Annotated in this window: 20 protein-coding genes and 1 pseudogene; 17 read left to right on the plus strand and 4 right to left on the minus strand. The window is 52.8% G+C overall.

The genetic code is table 11. The annotated features are described in order from the left end of the window. The first annotated feature begins 204 nt into the window (after positions 1 to 204). From B157_RS34315 to B157_RS0103730, 14 genes are all read left to right on the plus strand, one after another. Positions 205 to 534: a hypothetical protein gene (locus B157_RS34315; RefSeq protein WP_020602024.1), complete on the plus strand. Its 330-nt coding sequence runs from the start codon at positions 205 to 207 to the stop codon at positions 532 to 534. A gap of 32 nt (positions 535 to 566) precedes the next feature. Further along, the gene (locus B157_RS0103655) at positions 567 to 1,319 is read left to right on the plus strand and encodes an SDR family NAD(P)-dependent oxidoreductase (protein ID WP_020602025.1); all 753 of its coding nucleotides are present in this window, start codon (positions 567 to 569) and stop codon (positions 1,317 to 1,319) included. A 65-nt stretch (positions 1,320 to 1,384) separates the two neighbouring features. Continuing rightward, positions 1,385 to 1,780, plus strand: coding sequence for a hypothetical protein (locus B157_RS0103660; RefSeq protein ID WP_026308467.1), 396 nt, complete (start codon positions 1,385 to 1,387; stop codon positions 1,778 to 1,780). A 339-nt stretch (positions 1,781 to 2,119) separates the two neighbouring features. Continuing rightward, on the plus strand, positions 2,120 to 2,329 hold the full coding sequence (locus tag B157_RS37090; RefSeq protein ID WP_020602029.1) for an SHOCT domain-containing protein: 210 nt from the start codon (positions 2,120 to 2,122) through the stop codon (positions 2,327 to 2,329). A gap of 248 nt (positions 2,330 to 2,577) precedes the next feature. Beyond that, on the plus strand, positions 2,578 to 3,396 hold the full coding sequence (locus B157_RS0103680; protein WP_020602030.1) for a universal stress protein: 819 nt from the start codon (positions 2,578 to 2,580) through the stop codon (positions 3,394 to 3,396). A gap of 27 nt (positions 3,397 to 3,423) precedes the next feature. Then, positions 3,424 to 4,464 (plus strand): 2-hydroxyacid dehydrogenase, encoded by a 1,041-nt coding sequence (locus tag B157_RS34320; RefSeq protein ID WP_020602031.1) that lies wholly within the window; start codon positions 3,424 to 3,426, stop codon positions 4,462 to 4,464. A 101-nt stretch (positions 4,465 to 4,565) separates the two neighbouring features. Beyond that, a complete protein-coding gene (locus B157_RS0103690; protein ID WP_020602032.1) occupies positions 4,566 to 5,381 on the plus strand; it encodes a universal stress protein in 816 nt (271 codons plus the stop codon). Positions 5,382 to 5,416: 35 nt separating this feature from the next. Further along, complete coding sequence (locus B157_RS0103695) at positions 5,417 to 6,286, plus strand: universal stress protein (protein WP_020602033.1); 870 nt, start codon at positions 5,417 to 5,419, stop codon at positions 6,284 to 6,286. Between the two features lie 37 nt (positions 6,287 to 6,323). Next, on the plus strand, positions 6,324 to 6,983 hold the full coding sequence (locus B157_RS0103700) for an HAD family hydrolase (protein ID WP_020602034.1): 660 nt from the start codon (positions 6,324 to 6,326) through the stop codon (positions 6,981 to 6,983). 103 nt (positions 6,984 to 7,086) lie between these two features. After that, the gene (locus B157_RS39995) at positions 7,087 to 7,218 is read left to right on the plus strand and encodes a hypothetical protein (RefSeq protein ID WP_020602035.1); all 132 of its coding nucleotides are present in this window, start codon (positions 7,087 to 7,089) and stop codon (positions 7,216 to 7,218) included. Positions 7,219 to 7,516: 298 nt separating this feature from the next. Continuing rightward, a complete protein-coding gene (locus B157_RS0103715) occupies positions 7,517 to 8,353 on the plus strand; it encodes a universal stress protein (RefSeq protein WP_020602037.1) in 837 nt (278 codons plus the stop codon). A gap of 74 nt (positions 8,354 to 8,427) precedes the next feature. Beyond that, positions 8,428 to 11,076 (plus strand): cation-translocating P-type ATPase, encoded by a 2,649-nt coding sequence (locus tag B157_RS34325; protein ID WP_020602038.1) that lies wholly within the window; start codon positions 8,428 to 8,430, stop codon positions 11,074 to 11,076. Positions 11,077 to 11,221: 145 nt separating this feature from the next. After that, a complete protein-coding gene (locus B157_RS0103725; RefSeq protein WP_041951885.1) occupies positions 11,222 to 13,714 on the plus strand; it encodes a cation-translocating P-type ATPase in 2,493 nt (830 codons plus the stop codon). Positions 13,715 to 13,721: 7 nt separating this feature from the next. Beyond that, entirely contained in the window at positions 13,722 to 14,549 is an 828-nt protein-coding gene (locus tag B157_RS0103730; RefSeq protein WP_020602040.1) for a DUF6544 family protein, read from the plus strand. Between the two features lie 3 nt (positions 14,550 to 14,552). On the opposite strand, the gene B157_RS0103735 is transcribed toward B157_RS0103730, so the two are convergent. Together B157_RS0103735 and B157_RS34330 are read right to left on the minus strand one after the other, a co-directional pair. Then, positions 14,553 to 14,897 (minus strand): hypothetical protein, encoded by a 345-nt coding sequence (locus B157_RS0103735; RefSeq protein WP_020602041.1) that lies wholly within the window; start codon positions 14,895 to 14,897, stop codon positions 14,553 to 14,555. Between the two features lie 28 nt (positions 14,898 to 14,925). Then, a complete protein-coding gene (locus B157_RS34330; protein ID WP_020602042.1) occupies positions 14,926 to 15,483 on the minus strand; it encodes a hypothetical protein in 558 nt (185 codons plus the stop codon). Between the two features lie 415 nt (positions 15,484 to 15,898). On the opposite strand from B157_RS34330, the gene B157_RS37995 reads away from it, so the two are divergent. Further along, positions 15,899 to 16,063, plus strand: coding sequence for a hypothetical protein (locus B157_RS37995; protein ID WP_157618297.1), 165 nt, complete (start codon positions 15,899 to 15,901; stop codon positions 16,061 to 16,063). A gap of 69 nt (positions 16,064 to 16,132) precedes the next feature. On the opposite strand, the gene B157_RS0103745 is transcribed toward B157_RS37995, so the two are convergent. Beyond that, on the minus strand, positions 16,133 to 16,393 hold the full coding sequence (locus B157_RS0103745) for a hypothetical protein (protein WP_157618298.1): 261 nt from the start codon (positions 16,391 to 16,393) through the stop codon (positions 16,133 to 16,135). A gap of 220 nt (positions 16,394 to 16,613) precedes the next feature. Between B157_RS0103745 and B157_RS0103750 the strand changes: the two genes are divergently transcribed. Continuing rightward, positions 16,614 to 16,907 carry an RNA polymerase sigma factor gene (locus B157_RS0103750; RefSeq protein ID WP_020602044.1) on the plus strand — a complete coding sequence of 98 codons (294 nt, stop codon included), beginning with the start codon at positions 16,614 to 16,616 and terminating at the stop codon, positions 16,905 to 16,907. A gap of 122 nt (positions 16,908 to 17,029) precedes the next feature. After that, complete coding sequence (locus B157_RS38000) at positions 17,030 to 17,206, plus strand: hypothetical protein (protein WP_020602045.1); 177 nt, start codon at positions 17,030 to 17,032, stop codon at positions 17,204 to 17,206. A gap of 139 nt (positions 17,207 to 17,345) precedes the next feature. Here B157_RS38000 and B157_RS38825 read toward each other — a convergent pair. Then, positions 17,346 to 17,555 (minus strand): annotated as a pseudogene (locus B157_RS38825) (IS701 family transposase); the annotation flags it as partial.

Consider the following 17,555-nt stretch of genomic DNA (forward strand, 5'->3'; position numbering starts at 1 on the left):
ATCATGGGAGAGTTTCCCATCCACCAGTGCCGATAGTCGGGTGGCTGTTGGCTGGTTCTGATTGACCAGCAAATAGTCCGAGTAGAGGTCAAAAATAGGGGATATAAACTCCATGAGCGCTTTTTGTGGTGTTTTTGAGTAAATTTAGAAAGAGGTTGCTACAGATAGATCAACCATGCGTAACATCAGTAACTATATTCGGTCATGGAATCGCCAGATACATTGTCCCAGGTGCTCAGCCAGCTTCGGAACGAGGGCTATACGGAAGACCTGAACCAACAGAACATGAACCCCCTCTGGCATGACCCGGATGCTTATCTGATTGATGGCACATACCGGTTTGAGGGAGCCACTAATCCCGATGATGAAGCCATTCTGTATGCTCTTTCCTCGGCCTACTACCACATAAAAGGCGTTCTGACCAATGGATATGGCCCATCTGCCGACCCCATTGTGGCGGCCATTGCGCAAAAACTACAAAAGAAACGGATTGTGAAGGGTGTGCAGGACGACATCCAGGGTGGATCAGTATAAAAGATAATCTTACTCAACGTTATATTTTTTTTATGAATAATGACTTAAATGGAAAGACATCACTGGTAACCGGGGCTGCTTCGGGTATCGGTAAGGCCGTTGCCCTGCTCTTTGGCCAGCACGGAGCCAATGTGATGGTTTCGGATATTGACCAGGTTCAGGGACAACAGGTCGCCGACCAGTTGAGTGCCGCCGGCACCAAGGCTCGTTTTTTCAGGGCCGACGTCAGCGATCCGGTGCAGTGCCAGCAACTGGTGCAGGAAACGGTCGATGCCTTTGGCTCGCTCGATATGGCCTGCAACAATGCCGGGATTGGTGGTGAGCTGAATATGACCGCCGATTATAGTCTCGACGGCTGGCAACAGATCATCAACGTAAATCTCAACAGTGTTTTCTTCTGTTTGAAGTATGAACTGGCCGTGATGCTCAAACAGGGCTCGGGTACGATTGTGAACATGGCTTCCATTTTGGGCCAGGTCGGCACGGCGGGTTCGCCCGGCTACGTGACAGCCAAGCACGGTATGGTGGGGCTGACCCAAACGGCCGCGATTGAATACGCGCCAAAAAATATTCGCATCAATGCCGTTGGTCCCGGCTACATCGACACCCCATTACTGAGCCAGCTACCACCTGATGTTAAGCAGCAATTGATTGGATTGCACCCGATTGGCCGGTTAGGCAAAGCGGAAGAAGTGGCCGAGTTGGTCATCTGGCTCTGCTCAGATAAAGCCTCTTTTGTTACGGGCTCGTATTACCCGGTTGATGGTGGGTATCTGGCCCGATAACTCATGGAGGAATGGCCGTATGAGGCACTCCATAACCCCGTTCATTTTCAGCAATTACCCAGTCTATGTATACCATAACAGAACCAAAACGAGTAGGCATTTGGATGGACCATTTCAGTGCCAACGTAATGGCATTCACCGGTGAACCTATGGGAACAACCATTGACTGGCCCTTTACCCATGAACAAAAAGAACAAAGCTTGCATCGGAGCGAAAAACTGACGAATAACAAAGAGCAGCACGAAGAAGCTGATTATTATAAAAACTTAGGGGAGATCATCAAAGAATATAATGAGGTCATTCTCTTCGGACCAACCGATGCCAAAACTGAGCTTTTTAACCTGCTACAAGCCGATTACCATTTTAAGCACGTAAAAATCGAGATTAAGCAATCAAATAAAATGACGCAAAATCAGCAATATGCCTTTGTGAAAGACCATTTTTTAAGGCAACAGTTTTAGGCTTTTGAAAAGCACGTAGTGGGTAAGTGCATACACTGTTGATAAGTAAGCCTTTGAGACAATGACAAATTGTGATGTTTTGACAGACTAAATCGATACTGAAATGATGAACGGACACTATTGGGGCATGGGATGGGGGATGTGGTTTATACCGATCCTTGTTATTATCGCTGTCTATTTCTTTATGAGAAATAGCCGCCAAACCAAAAAATGACAGATAATCAGCAACACGCCTTTGTCATAGACTATTTTCCAAACAAATGGCTTTACACGCAACCGCAGATTGTCATATTAAAGCAGATGGATTGTGATTTTTTAACAGACTAAACCGATACTGAAATGATGAACGGACACTATTGGGGCATGGGATGGGGGATGTGGTTTATACCGATCCTTGTCATTCTCGTTGTTTTTTTCTTCGTGAGAAATTACCGCCAAACCAGCAACGGTCGGAATACGGAAACGCCCATTGAACTGGCAAAAAAGCAATATGCCCGGGGGAAAATCAACAAAGAGCAGTTTGAGCAAATGAAAAAAGACTTATTATAAAATGAAAATAGCAGGCTCAAAAATAACGGCGAAACAGCATAGAACGCTTGCCGGGTAAGCGGTAAAGGCCTTCAACCGACGGGCAATGGCGAATCAGCAAAGCCATTGCTATTGATAAACGTCAGGTTGTCGCTTGATGAGGATCAGCCCCTGCGCATGGCGGGTGCCCTACCTTTATTCCGTAACAAAATTGTTCACCGGCCCGGCCTTCCGGGTTTTTCATAATCCGGCCTTACTCGTTTTAGCCCATGAAAACAATCGTTCTGGCTACCGATTTTTCGGCTGGCGCCCGCCGGGCCGCCAGCTTCGCTGCTCAACTGGCCAAAGACCAGAAAGCGACGCTGATTCTGGTACACGCCTTTCATGTCTGGACCGACAATCCGACCAAAACGGGCGACTTTGAGCTATCCGTAACGGCAAGGCGCGAGAGTAGCGAAACCCAGTTATACCGCCTGGCCGATGAGCTGGGGGAAGAGCTTGGCACCTATGTGCCCATCAGGTGCGTGGCCGAGGAAGGGCATACGATGAACGCCATCCGTCAGGTTACAACAGCGAAACAGGCCGATCTGCTGATTATGTCTACCGTGGGTACGGCTCCGCAAAGTGCGCAGCTTATGGGTAGTATTGCCACGGAGATGGTGGCCGAAACAACCGTTCCGTTACTGTTAATTCCCCCTGACGGTACGTATGCCGGGGTGAAAAACGTAGTGCTGGGCATTGACCTGTCGGCACCCCCGGACGCCATTGCGCTGGATACGGCCTTAGGTTTCGCCCGATCATTTGGTAGTGTCATCAATGTGCTGTGCATCAGCGATACCCCCAACGATGACGAGGTGAAGCACCGCGCTGAACACATTCGGCACCTGCTGGTTCAGCAACCCCATACCCTGACCATCGAGGGCGGAGATGAAATTTACGACACGCTGCTGGACTTTGCGCACGCCAGCAAAGCCGATCTGATCATGATGCTGCCACAAACGAGGAGCTGGTTCTGGAAACTGGTGTCGGAAGGGGAAACCCAGCGCGTGGCGCGTCTGACCGACATTCCGCTGCTGGCGGTTGTCTGACACCGAACGCAATAAACACCTGCAACTATGAACATCGCCTTTTTTAGCTGTCAGTCCTACGAGCAACCTTTTCTGGAAGCGGCCAATAGCAATCAGCGGCATCAGCTAACGTTTCTACCCCAGGCCTTAACGCCCGAAACGGTCCATTTGGCGGCTGGTCATCAGGCGATCTGCGTATTTGTCAACGACCAGCTGACCCGCCCTACCCTTCAGGCATTGGGAAAGCTTGGTATTGGGCTGGTGGCGCTGCGCTGCACGGGTTATAACCAGGTAGATGTCCAGACGGCTCAACAGTTGGGTATCCGTATTATGCGCGTGCCAACCTATTCGCCCCATTCGGTGGCTGAGCATGCCGTTGCGTTATTGATGTCGCTGAACCGGAAGACCTGCCTGGCCTATCAGCGTACCAAAGAGAACAACTTCACGCTCGACGGGCTGATGGGGTTTGACCTCTATGGCAAGCGGATAGGCGTGATCGGTACGGGTAAGATCGGAACCGCCTTTGCCCGGATCATGCTGGGCTTTGGCTGCCGCGTTCTGGCTTATGACAAGGTACGCTCGGCCGTGTTGCGAGAGCTCGGGGTGGCGTATCTGCCCCTGAATGAAGTACTGTCTGAAGCCGATGTTGTATCGCTGCATTGTCCGCTGACCCTCGAAACGTACCACCTGATCACCGACATCACGCTGGCGGAAATGAAACCCGGCGCCTATCTGATCAACACCAGCCGGGGCGGTCTGCTGGATACCCCAGCGGTACTAAAGGCGCTCAAAAGCGGTCATTTGGGCGCGCTCGGCGCTGATGTGTATGAACTGGAAGACGACTACTTCTTTACCGACTGGTCGAATAAAGATATGCCCGATGCCAATCTGAACACCCTGACCCACCTGCCAAATGTGCTGGTTACGGCGCATCAGGGATTTTTTACCGGGGAAGCCATGGAGCAGATTGCGCACACGACCCTCAACAACCTGACCTATCTGGAGCAGGCGTCCCTGGAGCATGAAGATTCCGGTTGGGCAGCCAGTACGGGGAACCCCTTGCTGACCGATACGATGGTGGTTGAGTAACCACGAAAACTCCGCTGGCCAATTCAATTCGGGCCAGAAACCCGGCAACCCGCCGGATAGCCCTAAGTACACGTTACCTGACAACCAACCCCTTACTGACCATGAACACGATTTTAGTCGCTACTGATTTTTCCGCTAATGCCCACTGGGCTACGGACTACGCCCTTGAACTGGCCCGGCAGCTACACGCCCGACTCGTGTTGATCCATGCGTACGAACCCATCCCAAACCTAACAATGCCCCCTGATCTGATGGCCACAGAGAGCACCAGGCAGTATGAGCAGACAATGGGTCAGCTTAGTATTTTACGCAACAAAATGCTGGACGCCACCAACTGGCCGGTCGATATATCGGTGGTGGCCCGGCCCGGCTCGCTTTCAGACTGCATCGTTGAGGAAGCAGCCAGTCTGCAAGCGGACTTACTGGTTATGGGTGTTGCCGGCAACGATCCCCTGAAAGCCCGCCAACTGGGGAGTCTGGCCCTAAAAATGATCCCTCGTACCAAGGTACCCATGCTGCTGGTACCCCCTGGTGCCGCTTATCAAAAACCGAAAATAATCGTGCTGGCCATTGATCTGTCAAACCCGATAGATGCGCTGGCACTGGCCAGCGCCAAATGGTTTGCCCAACTGCTGGCGGTAAAACTGGACGTGATCTGCATGGAGGATGAGCCTGATGAAACCCTGCAAAAAGCGGCAGCCGGTATTTCTGTGTTGCTGGCCGATCAGCCGCATACCGTCCACTTCCTGGCGGGAAATGATCTTAGCGATGTGTTGAACGAGTACACCCTGACCCACCAAACCGATATGATCATGCTGCTCCCCAAACCCCATAACTGGCTGCGTACGGCCCTGCTGGAATCGGACACACAGGAAGTAGTTCGCCTGACCACCATTCCGGTGCTGGCCGCCGTTTAATGACATCCCAACTGTATTAAACCACGCAATACCGTATGAAAAAGATTCTTGTGCTGACCGATTTTTCGGAAGCTTCCCGCAATGCCCTCGCCTTTGCCCGTTCGTTTTTCTCCGATACCCTCGCCGACTTTCATCTGGTCAACGTCCTGCCATCCCACGCGGATAGTTTTAATGGCGTAAAACACACGGCCGAATCAGACCGCTCAGAGGCTACCCGGCAACTACAGGCTATTGTTACGGAATTGCGCCTGCAGGCCGCTAATGACTGGCATACCTTCCGCTCAACGACTAAGTCCGGGAAACCACTGGATATAGTGGAGCAGATGGTCAGGGAGGAGCCGTATGACTTTGTGGTGATCGGCCCCGTAACGGCCAGTGTCAATGAGTTGTTTGGGGATAATGCCATTGCCCTCATCCACCGGCTTAAAGCGAACGTGTTGGTGGTACCAACCACCGCGCGGATCAAACCCGTTTATCAGGTTGTGCTGGCCATTGATTTTGCCAGCCTGAAGAACAGCAAGCTGCTTAGCCCACTAAAGGAACTTGTCACGCTGAAAGGGGCATTGCTTACCCTGTTGAGCATCGAAACACCCGACAAAAAGATAATCTATCCCGAGCAGGAAATCCATATCAGGCAATTTTTGGCCCCTGTCAAACCCGAAGTAGCCCATTTGCAGGCACTCAGTCCCAAAGATGGTATCGATGCGTATCTGGCGGGGCACGTGGTCGATCTGCTGGTAACGATTCCCCACTTCAAAGGGGTAGCCAGTACACTGCCGGCACAGCATCACCCGCGCACGCAGGCTTATACGCCCTTAGTACCGCTGCTGACGCTGTACGACGACGGTGGTGATGATTTACCCGAGTTGGTCGACGAGTTATCGAACGCGAATGCTACCCTTTAATCCCCATTTCGCAGATTACCAGGTAAATAATTAAACGATGAGCGACCAAAATCACCAGCGAACTGAGCAACCAATTACCACCTTATTTCTGGACATTGGCGGGGTACTCCTGACCAACGGCTGGGGGCATAAATCGCGTAAGCTGGCGGCTGATACGTTCGGTCTGGATTGGGCGGAACTTGAAGAACGGCACCATTTGACCTTTGATACTTACGAGGTCGGCAAGCTCACCATGAAAGAATACCTCGACCGGGTCGTCTTTCATGAACCCCGGTCGTTTACGCTGGATACGTTTCGGGCGTTCATGTTCTCGCAATCGAAACCCTACCCCGATATGATCGGGCTGGTACAGCAGTTGAAAGAGCGATATGGGTTAAAAATAGCCGTGGTCAGTAACGAAGGCCGTGAACTGAATGCCTACCGGATTCAAACGTTTCGGCTCAATGCGTTCGTGGATTTTTTTATCTCATCGTCCTTCGTCCACTTCCGTAAACCAGACGCAGATATTTTTCGGGTAGCCCTCGACATTGCCCAGGTACCAGCCAGTCAGGTGCTTTACATTGATGACCAGCCGATGTTTGTCAGTGTAGCGCAGGGCCTGGGAATACAGGGTATTTGCCATGTCGATTATACGGCTACCTGCGACACACTGGCATCGGTGGGGTTGGGTATCGAAAACAGGTACCATTCCCTATGACCGAAACGAACGAACGTGTGCTAACCATCAACGGGGCTTATCGAATATCAGGTTCGCGATTTATAATGTCGGCAAGCCGCTCCAAAGGGTTCTGTCCGACCAAATGGATCATAGCCTGATGAACCATGCCCACATGGCAGGACTCGATCATGGCGATGTGCCGATACGGACCATGATTGCCGATTTTCTGCGCCGGTTCAGGGTGTGTCTGGTGCTGTCGGTACCCGGCGTCTAGCTGTCGATGATGTTTCAGCAGTTGGTTGGCTCTACCGCTTGGAGGTTACCTATCGCAGGCCAGTGATGCTGGCGTCGATTAGCTAATGTGTATGGCGGCTGGCTGTTTCTGCCCCGAATGGTAAGCGCGTTTCCCGGCCGGCAGTTTGGCCAGTCCGATCCAGGCATGATGCCTCTGGTTGCTATGCTGATGCGGAAGCACCGTAATCGTGGTCCTGAATGCGGAATTATTGCGACGGTCTTTGACCTGACAGACCCAATCATCAGGGGAGGAATTATCAATAAACCCACTCATTGTAATGAAAAAATTTCTTGTCACAACCGATTTATCCCCCAATTCTAAAGCGGCTTTACGTTTCGCTGGTCAACTAGCTTCTCAGGACGAAATTGCCCTTGTCATACTGCATGTTGTTACTGTCATGAGGCCAACCTCCTGGCGGGTGGAAACGTATGCTGAGTATGAAAAAAATGAGATGGAGAAAGCCCGTGTAGCGCTGGAGCACTTTATTGCTTCCGTCTACCAGAGTTCCGGCCTCAAAATCCCTGAGTATACGGGTGTGGTAGAAAATTCAGCCTTTACCGACAGTGCCATCATGGATTATGCCGCTGATCACCACGTTGACTATATCTGTGTCGGTACGCATGGGGCGGGAACGCTCGAAAAGTTTTTCGGCACAACGACGGCCAATCTCATTAACCAGTCAGGCATTCCCGTGATTGCCGTGCCGGGTAGTTACCGGGTGAGTAAACTAACCAGCATTCTGTACGCATCCGATCTGTCCAGACTGGAACCGGAACTAAAGCAGGTCGTCAACTTTGCCAGACCACTGGCCGCCAGGGTCAGTATGGTGCATTTTAGTATGCCGTCGGAGCCGACAATTGATCCGACTATCATCAGGACAATTGCCCAAACGGTTTCGGATTACCCTGTTGAAGTACACGTAAAGGCCTTTGATCTGACCCAAACGATGATCACCCATATCCAGCTGGCCGTGAAAACAGCGAAGCCATCAATGATCGTCCTGTTCACGAAGCAAAACGAAGGCTTTTTTTATCGGCTTTTTTCGTCAGGCAACGCCGTCGGTTATTCTTCTCAGACCACTATTCCGCTGCTGGTATGGCCTAAGAGCAACTGATTTTCAGTCGGTACCAACCGCAGAGCCTGACCACACAAGGCGCGTATTGTCATTCTATTTCTCATGGTTTTCGTATGGATTTTTACACTACATCAGTAACCGAGGTAGCTAAAACGCTGAATACCAAACCTGCCGGGCTGGATGCTAAAACAGCTCACCAACGGCTGGCCAAATACGGCAGGAACCAGATTGAGGAGGCCAAACAGAAAACGGTCTGGCAACTGCTCATACACCAGTTTACCGATGTCATGATTCTGGTGCTCATCGCGGCCGCCATCATATCGGTGCTGGTGAGTGAGCTAAATTCCGCTTATGTTATTCTGGCTATTGTCGGGCTGAATGCGCTGATCGGATTTGCCCAGGAGTACCGGGCCGACAAAGCCATGGACGCCCTGAAAAAGATGACAGCCAGTCAGGCACAGGTACTACGGGATAATCAGGTTAGCACCCAACCGGTTGCAGAACTGGTACCCGGCGATGTAACGCTGCTGGAGGCCGGTAATATCATCCCCGCCGATGTCCGTTTTATAGAAACCCACGCCCTGAAAGTCGATGAATCATCGCTGACGGGCGAGTCTGCCAACGTTGAGAAAAAGTCAGAACGGCTTCCCAAGGGGGATTATCCGCTCGGCGATCGGTTGAACATGGGCTACAAAGGCACGTTCGTGACCAATGGCCGGGCTAAGGGGTACGTCGTCGCGACGGGCATGAACACCGAGTTGGGACGAATTGCCGGACTGATTCAAACGGACCAGACCACTACCCCCCTGCAGAAACGACTGGCCGTCTTTGGCAAGCGCCTGTCGGTGGCGGTGCTGGTACTCTGCGTTATCTTTTTTGGGGTTGGCTGGCTGCGGGGGGAGCCGTTACCGGCGCTGCTGCTGGTTTCCATCTCCCTGGCCGTTGCCGCCATTCCCGAAGCGCTACCGGCCGTTGTTACGGTTGCGCTGTCGCTGGGTGCCCGGCGGTTAGTGAAAGACAATGCCCTTGTTCGTAAACTGCCCGCCGTTGAAACGCTGGGTTCCGTCACGTACATCTGCACCGACAAAACGGGTACCCTGACACTCAACAAAATGACGGTGGAGAAAGTCGATAAATCCCCGGATTTTGGGTTGTCCGTTTTAACCAACGGCGACGGTTTGCTAACGGCTATGGCGCTCAACAATGACGCAGCGAAAGACGACGATGGCAACTGGATTGGCGACTCCACGGAAGTCGCCCTGGCGCGATATGCCGCCGATCGGGACTTTGAACGAACCAAACTCGAAACCCGGCTGCCGCGCATTGCCGAACTGCCGTTCGACTCCGATCGCAAGTGCATGACTACGCTGCACCAGACCGGGCAGGGCATTTTGTGTATCACCAAAGGAGCCGTAGGGGCGCTGATCGGGCAACTGGACGCCAGCCAGAAAGCCACGATTCCTGACCTCAGAAAACGCGTCGATGCCCTGGCCGAACAGGGTTTGCGGACGCTGGGCTATGCGGCCAGGCTGCTCCCCAAACTGCCTGCCACCGTAACCCCCGAAACCATAGAATCGGGTATGGCCTTTATGGGCTTCATCGGCCTGATCGACCCACCCCGCCACGAAGCCCGGCAGGCCGTAACCGAATGCAAACAGGCGGGTATTATTCCCGTCATGATCACCGGCGACCATAAGCTGACGGCCAAAGCCATCGCTGAAACACTGGGCATCCGCTCAACTGCCGATGATTTGGTCATTACGGGTTCGGAGCTGACTAAACTGGACGATGCAGCCTTCGATGCCATCGTCGAAAAGGTGCGCGTGTACGCCCGGGTCGATCCCGAACAGAAGCTGCGCATTATCAGCGCGTTGCAGGCCCGCCATCAGTTTGTGGCCATGACCGGCGACGGCGTCAATGACGCACCGGCCCTGAAACACGCCGACATCGGTATCGCCATGGGAATTAGTGGCACGGAGGTGGCCAAAGAAGCCGCCCACATGATTCTGCTGGATGATAACTTCGCAACCATTGTCAAAGCGGTCAAACACGGACGCCGGATCTTCGACAACATCCTCAAGTTTGTCCGCTACATCATGTCCGGCAATGCGGGCGAAATCTGGGCTATTTTTCTAGCGCCCTTTCTGGGGCTACCCATCCCCCTGTTGGCGATTCACATTTTGTGGGTCAATCTGTTGACCGATGGGTTGCCCGGTCTGGCCATGGCCTACGAACCGTCTGAACCCAACAGCATGCAGCGCCCCCCCATTGACCCTCAGCAGTCTATTTTTGCCAATGGGCGGGACGGTCAGCCGCTGCTGTGGTTTATCGGCTGGGTTGGGTTACTGATTGGGGCAACAACCCTAGGCATGGAGGCCTGGTCTATCCAATCCGGAATTGGTCATTGGCAAACAATGACGTTTACGGTGCTTTGCTTTAGTCAACTGGGTAATGCCCTGGCCATTCGCTCCCACCGATTGTCGGTATTCAGCATTGGCCTGTTATCGAACAAACCCATGCTGGGCGCGGTTACTTTATCCATGGGGCTACAACTTTTGATTATTTATCTGCCCTTTTTTAATGCCCTTTTTAGCACGCAACCCTTAACGCTCAATGAATTAGGGATAACCCTGGCCGTGTCAAGCAGTACGTTCTGGACGATAGAAATCAGTAAACTCATCCGGCGTCTGCGAAACCGGCACCCAGTACGCACACCAATCCCGCTGGCAGAGCCTGAAGTGGCTGTGCCGGTTTCTGGCTAGTTAATCATCCTGAAAGACCAGATTCGCTGCCTGACAAGTATCAGGTGTTCGGCTATTCAAGGTCAGCAGGTGCGGTTACATAAGGTCGTAGCTTACCGCATGGCGAACGTACTTTTTATTCCTACAAAATCCGCTTTTCAATGCTATGGTGCAGACAGCTAATCTACCCCCTCGGGGACTAACCGATCAGGCAGTTGACCGTTCGAGGGCGGATCATGGCCGGAACGTACTATCCACAAAGTCGGGCATGAGCCTGCTAACGACGGTGAAAGAAGTCGTAACCGAGCCGATGTTTCTATTGCTGGTGGCGGCCTGTACCGTCTACTTTGTGCTGGGGCAGCTCGAAGAGGCCATTACGCTCATCGTGGCCCTGCTGCTCGTGTCGGGCATTTCGGTGTATCAATCCATTCGGAGCAATCAGGCGTTGGGTGCGCTGCGCGACCTGACCCAGCCCAAAGCCCAGGTTCAGCGGGCGGGCGCGCTCGTTAGCCTGCCCATCGAAGATATCGTGGTGGGTGATGCGGTACTGATTGAAGAAGGGGGGCGTATTCCCGCTGATGGCACAACCCAGGAAACCAACGACTTTTCGGTCGATGAATCCATCCTGACCGGCGAGTCGGTAGCGGCTGCAAAAGCCGTTGGCGATACCGTTTTTGCGGGCACTAATACGGCGTCGGGTAGCGCCTGGATAGTTGTTACGGCCGTTGGCGACAAAACTGAACTCGGACGAATTGGGCGCAGCCTCGACACGATACAGACCGAAAAAACGCCCCTGCAACGGCAAATCAACCAGTTTGTGATGCGTATGGCCTGGATTGGCGTGGGGGCTTTCGCGCTGGTGTGGGGGGTAAATTTCGCTCGCTCCGGCGACTGGATTACGGCCCTGCTGTTTGGTCTGACGCTGGCCATGTCGATTCTGCCCGAAGAAATACCGGTTGCCTTCAGCAGTTTTATGGCCCTGGGTGCCGTCAGGCTGAGCCAACTGGGTGTACTGACAAAACAGCCCCAGACGGTTGAAAGTCTGGGTTCAGCAACGGTGATTTGTACCGATAAAACCGGCACCATCACGCAGAACGGGATGAGTTTGCGGCAACTGTATGATGACGCGACGGATTCGCTCATCGAGTTGGCTGGAGGGCTGTCCGAAACGGCCAAATCGGTACTGGCCTACGCGCGCTGGGCCAGCGAAACAGACCCCTTCGACCCCATGGAAAAAGCCATCGTTGCGGCCTGGGCCGACATTGATCCGTCGGCCAGTAAAGATGCGTATCCGATGGTACATGAGTACCCGCTGGCCGGTGCGCCCCCCATGATGACCCACGTTCGGCAGGCATCCACGGGTGAACTGATTGCCGGCAAAGGAGCCGTTGAGCATATTCTGGCGGTTTGCCAACCGGCACCAGCCATGGCGGAACGAATACGCAGCGTCACCAAACAACTCTCGGAAGATGGGTATCGGGTACTGGGGGTAGCCAAAGGCACAAAAGTATCGGCTGATTTTCCGGCCGAACAGGATGATTTTAGCTGGTCATTTCTGGGACTGGTGGCCCTCGAAAATCCCCCCAAACCCAATGCGGGTGCCGTTATTCGGGCGTTTACCGAAGCGGGTATCCGGGTGAAAATGATTACCGGCGATTTCCCCGAAACGGCCCAAGCTATTGCCCGTCAAGTGGATCTGCCCGGTGCCGATACCCTGATGACGGGTGAGCAGGTGATGGCTCTGGATGAATCGACACTCCAGCAGCAGGCCGCGCAAACGGCGGTGTTTGCGCGTATGTTTCCCGAAGCCAAGCTGCGGGTGGTGGAAGCCCTCAAGCGGAATGGGGACGTGGTAGCCATGACCGGCGATGGGGTGAATGACGGCCCGGCCCTGAAAGCGGCCCACATTGGCGTGGCGATGGGACAGCGCGGCACGGAAGTAGCCCGGCAGGCCGCGTCGCTGGTGCTGGTCAACGATGATCTGAGCAGTATGGTCGATGCCATCGCTCAGGGACGCCGGATTTACCAGAATCTCAAAAAAGCCGTTGCCTACATCGTCTCCATCCATATCCCGATTATTCTGACGGTGGCCGTGCCGTTGCTGGCAGGCTGGAAATGGTCCAACCTGTTCAGTCCCATCCATATCATTTTTCTGGAACTGGTCATGGGGCCGACCTGCTCCATCGCGTTTGAGAACGAACCCGCCGAAGCGGGACAGATGAAGCAGCCACCCCGCCAGCTGACCGATACATTTCTGGCGGGCAGGGAGTTGTACCGAAGCCTCGCGCAGGGACTGGGGATCACGCTGGCCGTGTTGGGGATGTACTACGTGACCATGCAGCGGGGTGACTCGATTACGGCGGTCCGGACCACGGTTTTTACCACACTGGTGCTGAGTAATATCGTCCTGACACTGGTAAACCGGTCTTTTACGCAGTCGGTCTTCCAGACAATACGGGTACCAAACTGGATGCTTTGGCTGATGCTTGGCCTGACGTTCGGTTTATTACTGGCCACGCTATTCATTCCCGGCGCTCGGCAGCTATTCGGATTTTCGTTGATTTCGGCCCCGGCTTTTGGGTATTGCACCCTGGCTGCTCTGGTGGGTGTGGGCTGGATCGAGGTTTATAAAGCGATTCTGCCGCGAAGCACCAACTGAAATTCATATGAAACGGAACACTAATCGTCTGATTCTCTCGGTCCTAACCCTCCCGGTTGCCGCGTTACTGGCCGGCCGTTGGCTCGTGGCCCGCCAAATGTGCCGGGACGTGGCAGAACTATTTTCGCTGGCCGATACCGGCCCAGCTAAGACCTACGACCCAGCCCAGTTAGTCGACCTGCCCGCACCTGTACAACGGTATTTTCGGCACGTGCTCAAACCCGGCCAACCTTACCTTCGTTCGGTCCGGCTTTGGCACGATGGCCAATTCAAAACGGATTTAAAAAAGGATTGGATCGCTATTAGGGGCGAGGAGTATTTTCGGGCCGATACCCCCAATTACATCTGGATTGGCCAAACCACCTGGTTCAGTGCGCGGGATCAATACGTGGCGGGGCGGGGTAGCCTGACCGTGCGGTTGCTGGGCGTGCTGCCGATTGTGCATGGCAGCGGCCCCAGCTTCGATCAGGGTGAGTTGTTGCGCTGGCTGGCCGAAGCGGTCTGGTTTCCTACCAGTTTGCTGCCCGGAGGGAAGGCTGTCTGGTCGCCGGTAGACGATTATTCGGCCACGCTTACCCTCACCGATCAAGGTCTGACCGTTTCCTGCCTGATGAGTTTCAACGAAAAAGATGAACTGGTGCGGTGTCAGGCCCAACGATACAGCGACGAGACACAGCTCGAAACCTGGTTGTGTCGTTTGTCGGATTACCACGACTGGCACGGGTTGCGCGTGCCCACTCAGGCGAGTGCTGCCTGGGTCATTGACGACGAAGAACTGCCCTACGCCCGCTTTATCCTGCGCGACATTGAGTACTACCAGCCTCGTGCGTATTGAGTACTACCCCCGATGCAGCAGTCGATAACCCACCAGTATCAGCCCCGCCACATAGAGCGATGTAAAAATCAGCTTGTTGTAACGCGCCAGCCAGTTGGGCAAGAAGATGTCGAAGTTGTCGCGGTCCGAATCAGAATAGTTTTGGGCCAGTATCGTCAACGGACAACGCCCGCCAAAAATGAGCAACACCAACCCCTCCAGCATGACGAGCCCGGCGGCAAGCCAGGTATATCGGCTGATGTCATCGGCAATACCGCAATACACGACATAGCCGATAACCGTAACAAAAAAGGCCCATATCACCGTGTGGAGCAGCTTGACCAGAAATAAGTTGCGTGTGGTATTCATCAGCTATTTTGGGCTTCTCCCGTTACGTTTATGCCTCACCGGTTGGTCGATAACCGGCTGTATGAACCGTTTTATAGCCTGACAGCTGGAGACTTAGCCAATAAATCAATAACGGTAGCATCGAAAATTGGAGCAGGGGCGTCAGGCCAATGCCAAAAATAAGCGGCATCCGATCCGTATAAGCCCAGTTGTGGGCTGACAGATGGGCTATTTCCGACACGGCAGCTCCGAGACCACCCACCAGAATCAGCCAGATGGTCCGGGAAACCGTCAGGTGCTGGATCCAAACCCCGTCCTGGTAGATGAGCGCGAATCCGAAATAAAGTAGTCCGGCCATGATGGTATCAGCCAGCGAAGCCAGCCCCAGAAATGCGACGTGCTCCCGATCATAAACGAAGTCTTTATACAGGGAATAGTGGCCCAGTTCCCAGGTAAAATTCAGCAAAAATGCCAGCATGGCACCCCCGCTAACAAACCGCCCGAATGATTTATCGACGGTTTTTTTCAGGAAAAAGACGTATAACGATACAACAGCCGTCAGGGCGATAACCGGCGTAACGAACATACCCAGGCTTAGATCAATCATTTGTTAAATAGATAGTTATCCTATTCGACCGTGGGCTGTTCCGGGCTATGATTTGGCCTTATTTATTGTGGTCATACTCCCGTCCATCATCAGGCACTGCCCGCTGGTCATGGTCATTTTGGTAAGGCAATTTACCCAGATCAATCTTGATTGGCCCTGCCGGGTATCATATCCATACCCGATATCGGTCAGCAGAGCGGAGTCAGTACATGGATAACTTTGCCACTCAGTGAATGAAGTACGCAACAGGAAGAAACGATGAACCAACACGCTTGATTACTTATTGCCTTTTTCTGAACCGGTAATGCTACGGTTGGCCCACACCGACGCGCTGATGCGTACGTTCCGGGCATCCTAACCCGCGCGATTTCGGCGGAAAACGACCGGTTTGTATTGGCTCTAACTAACTACTGGTATGAATTTAAATGGAGCGCACTGGCATCTGTTGGTCAATCACTTCCCAATTATCGGCAGCCTGATCGCTACCACCGTGTTGGGCTTTGGCCTGTTTCGGCGCAACGAGTCCGTATGGTCATTGCCGAAAAAGCACCCCCGTTCGATGAGTCGGGTAAGGCGCTAATTCAACAATCAATTTTCGGCCAACCGTACGGGACTATACGGAAACCTACTATCTACTCGCTACCGTGCATTATACCCGACGGGCCGCTGATAAAGGCGTAGCGGGCATCAGCATCATAAACCTGAAGAAAGTCCTTGGCAAGACCGGGATAAACTGAGTTTCGGAGAGCTGACAACCGATACGGTAGCGAACGGCTACCTGTTTCACCTGCCCATCCGGTTGAATACCCTCACGCCCGATCAGGTAGTGGTTGAACACGTTACCAATAGCATCAACGGGGAGGCTATCGTAGACGGGAGTTTTGTTGTGAAGACCTACGGGGATAACCATCCGAATCATTCGTTACCTGCGCCCAAGCGTCCGAACTGAAATTTCATGTTTGCACGCTATTGATGAAAATAAGTCTGAAACACTGAATTTCTGACATTGATCGGTATCAGAGCAGACAATGATCATACCCATTCCTGATGGTTATCATTAGTGGCTATCGAGCTTGTCATAATCTGTATGGCTTGATTCCGCCAATTTTGTTGTTCCATCAACTGCCGTCATGCTATCATTGATTCCCAAATCGCAAGCTCCGGATCAGCAGGCGTTTGAATTTTGTTATGATCGCTATGCCGCTAAACTATGGGGCCTCATTTTAACGGCCAATCTACCAGTCGAGGAGTCCGCAATTATTTTTACCAATACTTTCCTAAAGGCCTGTCGAATCAGGGACGATCAGATTGCCAGTAACCAACCTGGGTTCATCCAGTTAGTACATCTGGCTTGTTCTGAAGGGTTACCCGCTACGGTTCTGAAATTAGCTTTTCAAATGAAATCACAATCGGATCAATTTTAGGTAATGTACGGGTTCATGTAGGCGGAAAATTACTCCCCAGGCAGGCCGTTAATCAAACTGGCCAATCAGCCAGGAGCCTTGCACGTTAGCAGTATTTTTATCGATATAAATCAGGAACCTAAATGACCAACGAACACCCACGTACATCGGCTACAGACGCCGGGCTTGCTTCCAGCACAGGTTCCCTGCTGGTGAGTAGTCTGCCAAAAATCTATTTAGTACATCAATATACACTGCAGCACCAGGATCAGAATAGTCAATCGAGCCAGGTTATTCCCGGGTCGAAGGACGAACCGTAAACAGCGATCCCTGCACATTCCGGTAAAGCCTATCCGCCGTTGATTATCAGGGCGCATCAGTCAACTCCTGTAGCGTACCTTCCTATTGGCAGCAGCCGGCCACCAGGTAACCATTCAAACCACTACTTACTAACTGATGTTACGCAGCCTTGGCCAATAGAGTAGATTGACTTTTGAGGCTGTTGAGTTCCTGCAAAGCCAACTTAGTTGCATTTAGCGTCAGCAATTTCTTTAAAGCAAAATGATTTTTTGATGTGGACAGCCGTAAGGCTTCCCACTTAACAAAGGCCAGCATCACCAAAAACAAATGGTTGCTTTGACTACGAACCGTGTGCGCCGGGGATGCCCC

It is taken from the genome of Spirosoma spitsbergense DSM 19989, assembly GCF_000374085.1.
GTDB lineage: Bacteria > Bacteroidota > Bacteroidia > Cytophagales > Spirosomataceae > Spirosoma > Spirosoma spitsbergense.

Bases quoted from the DNA above. Each gene is read 5' to 3' on its own strand.
- B157_RS0103745 (WP_157618298.1), bottom strand. From the start codon at position 16,393: ATGGTTATCCCCGTAGGTCTTCACAACAAAACTCCCGTCTACGATAGC.
- B157_RS0103715 (WP_020602037.1), top strand. From the start codon at position 7,517: ATGAAAAAATTTCTTGTCACAACCGATTTATCCCCCAATTCTAAAGCG.
- B157_RS0103655 (WP_020602025.1), top strand. From the start codon at position 567: ATGAATAATGACTTAAATGGAAAGACATCACTGGTAACCGGGGCTGCT.
- B157_RS0103680 (WP_020602030.1), top strand. From the start codon at position 2,578: ATGAAAACAATCGTTCTGGCTACCGATTTTTCGGCTGGCGCCCGCCGG.
- B157_RS34330 (WP_020602042.1), bottom strand. From the start codon at position 15,483: ATGATTGATCTAAGCCTGGGTATGTTCGTTACGCCGGTTATCGCCCTG.
- B157_RS0103690 (WP_020602032.1), top strand. From the start codon at position 4,566: ATGAACACGATTTTAGTCGCTACTGATTTTTCCGCTAATGCCCACTGG.
- B157_RS34325 (WP_020602038.1), top strand. From the start codon at position 8,428: ATGGATTTTTACACTACATCAGTAACCGAGGTAGCTAAAACGCTGAAT.
- B157_RS34320 (WP_020602031.1), top strand. From the start codon at position 3,424: ATGAACATCGCCTTTTTTAGCTGTCAGTCCTACGAGCAACCTTTTCTG.
- B157_RS37090 (WP_020602029.1), top strand. From the start codon at position 2,120: ATGATGAACGGACACTATTGGGGCATGGGATGGGGGATGTGGTTTATA.
- B157_RS0103725 (WP_041951885.1), top strand. From the start codon at position 11,222: ATGGTGCAGACAGCTAATCTACCCCCTCGGGGACTAACCGATCAGGCA.
- B157_RS34315 (WP_020602024.1), top strand. From the start codon at position 205: ATGGAATCGCCAGATACATTGTCCCAGGTGCTCAGCCAGCTTCGGAAC.
- B157_RS0103750 (WP_020602044.1), top strand. From the start codon at position 16,614: ATGCTATCATTGATTCCCAAATCGCAAGCTCCGGATCAGCAGGCGTTT.
- B157_RS37995 (WP_157618297.1), top strand. From the start codon at position 15,899: ATGAATTTAAATGGAGCGCACTGGCATCTGTTGGTCAATCACTTCCCA.
- B157_RS0103695 (WP_020602033.1), top strand. From the start codon at position 5,417: ATGAAAAAGATTCTTGTGCTGACCGATTTTTCGGAAGCTTCCCGCAAT.
- B157_RS0103660 (WP_026308467.1), top strand. From the start codon at position 1,385: ATGTATACCATAACAGAACCAAAACGAGTAGGCATTTGGATGGACCAT.
- B157_RS39995 (WP_020602035.1), top strand. From the start codon at position 7,087: ATGGATCATAGCCTGATGAACCATGCCCACATGGCAGGACTCGATCAT.
- B157_RS0103735 (WP_020602041.1), bottom strand. From the start codon at position 14,897: ATGAATACCACACGCAACTTATTTCTGGTCAAGCTGCTCCACACGGTG.
- B157_RS0103730 (WP_020602040.1), top strand. From the start codon at position 13,722: ATGAAACGGAACACTAATCGTCTGATTCTCTCGGTCCTAACCCTCCCG.
- B157_RS38000 (WP_020602045.1), top strand. From the start codon at position 17,030: ATGACCAACGAACACCCACGTACATCGGCTACAGACGCCGGGCTTGCT.
- B157_RS0103700 (WP_020602034.1), top strand. From the start codon at position 6,324: ATGAGCGACCAAAATCACCAGCGAACTGAGCAACCAATTACCACCTTA.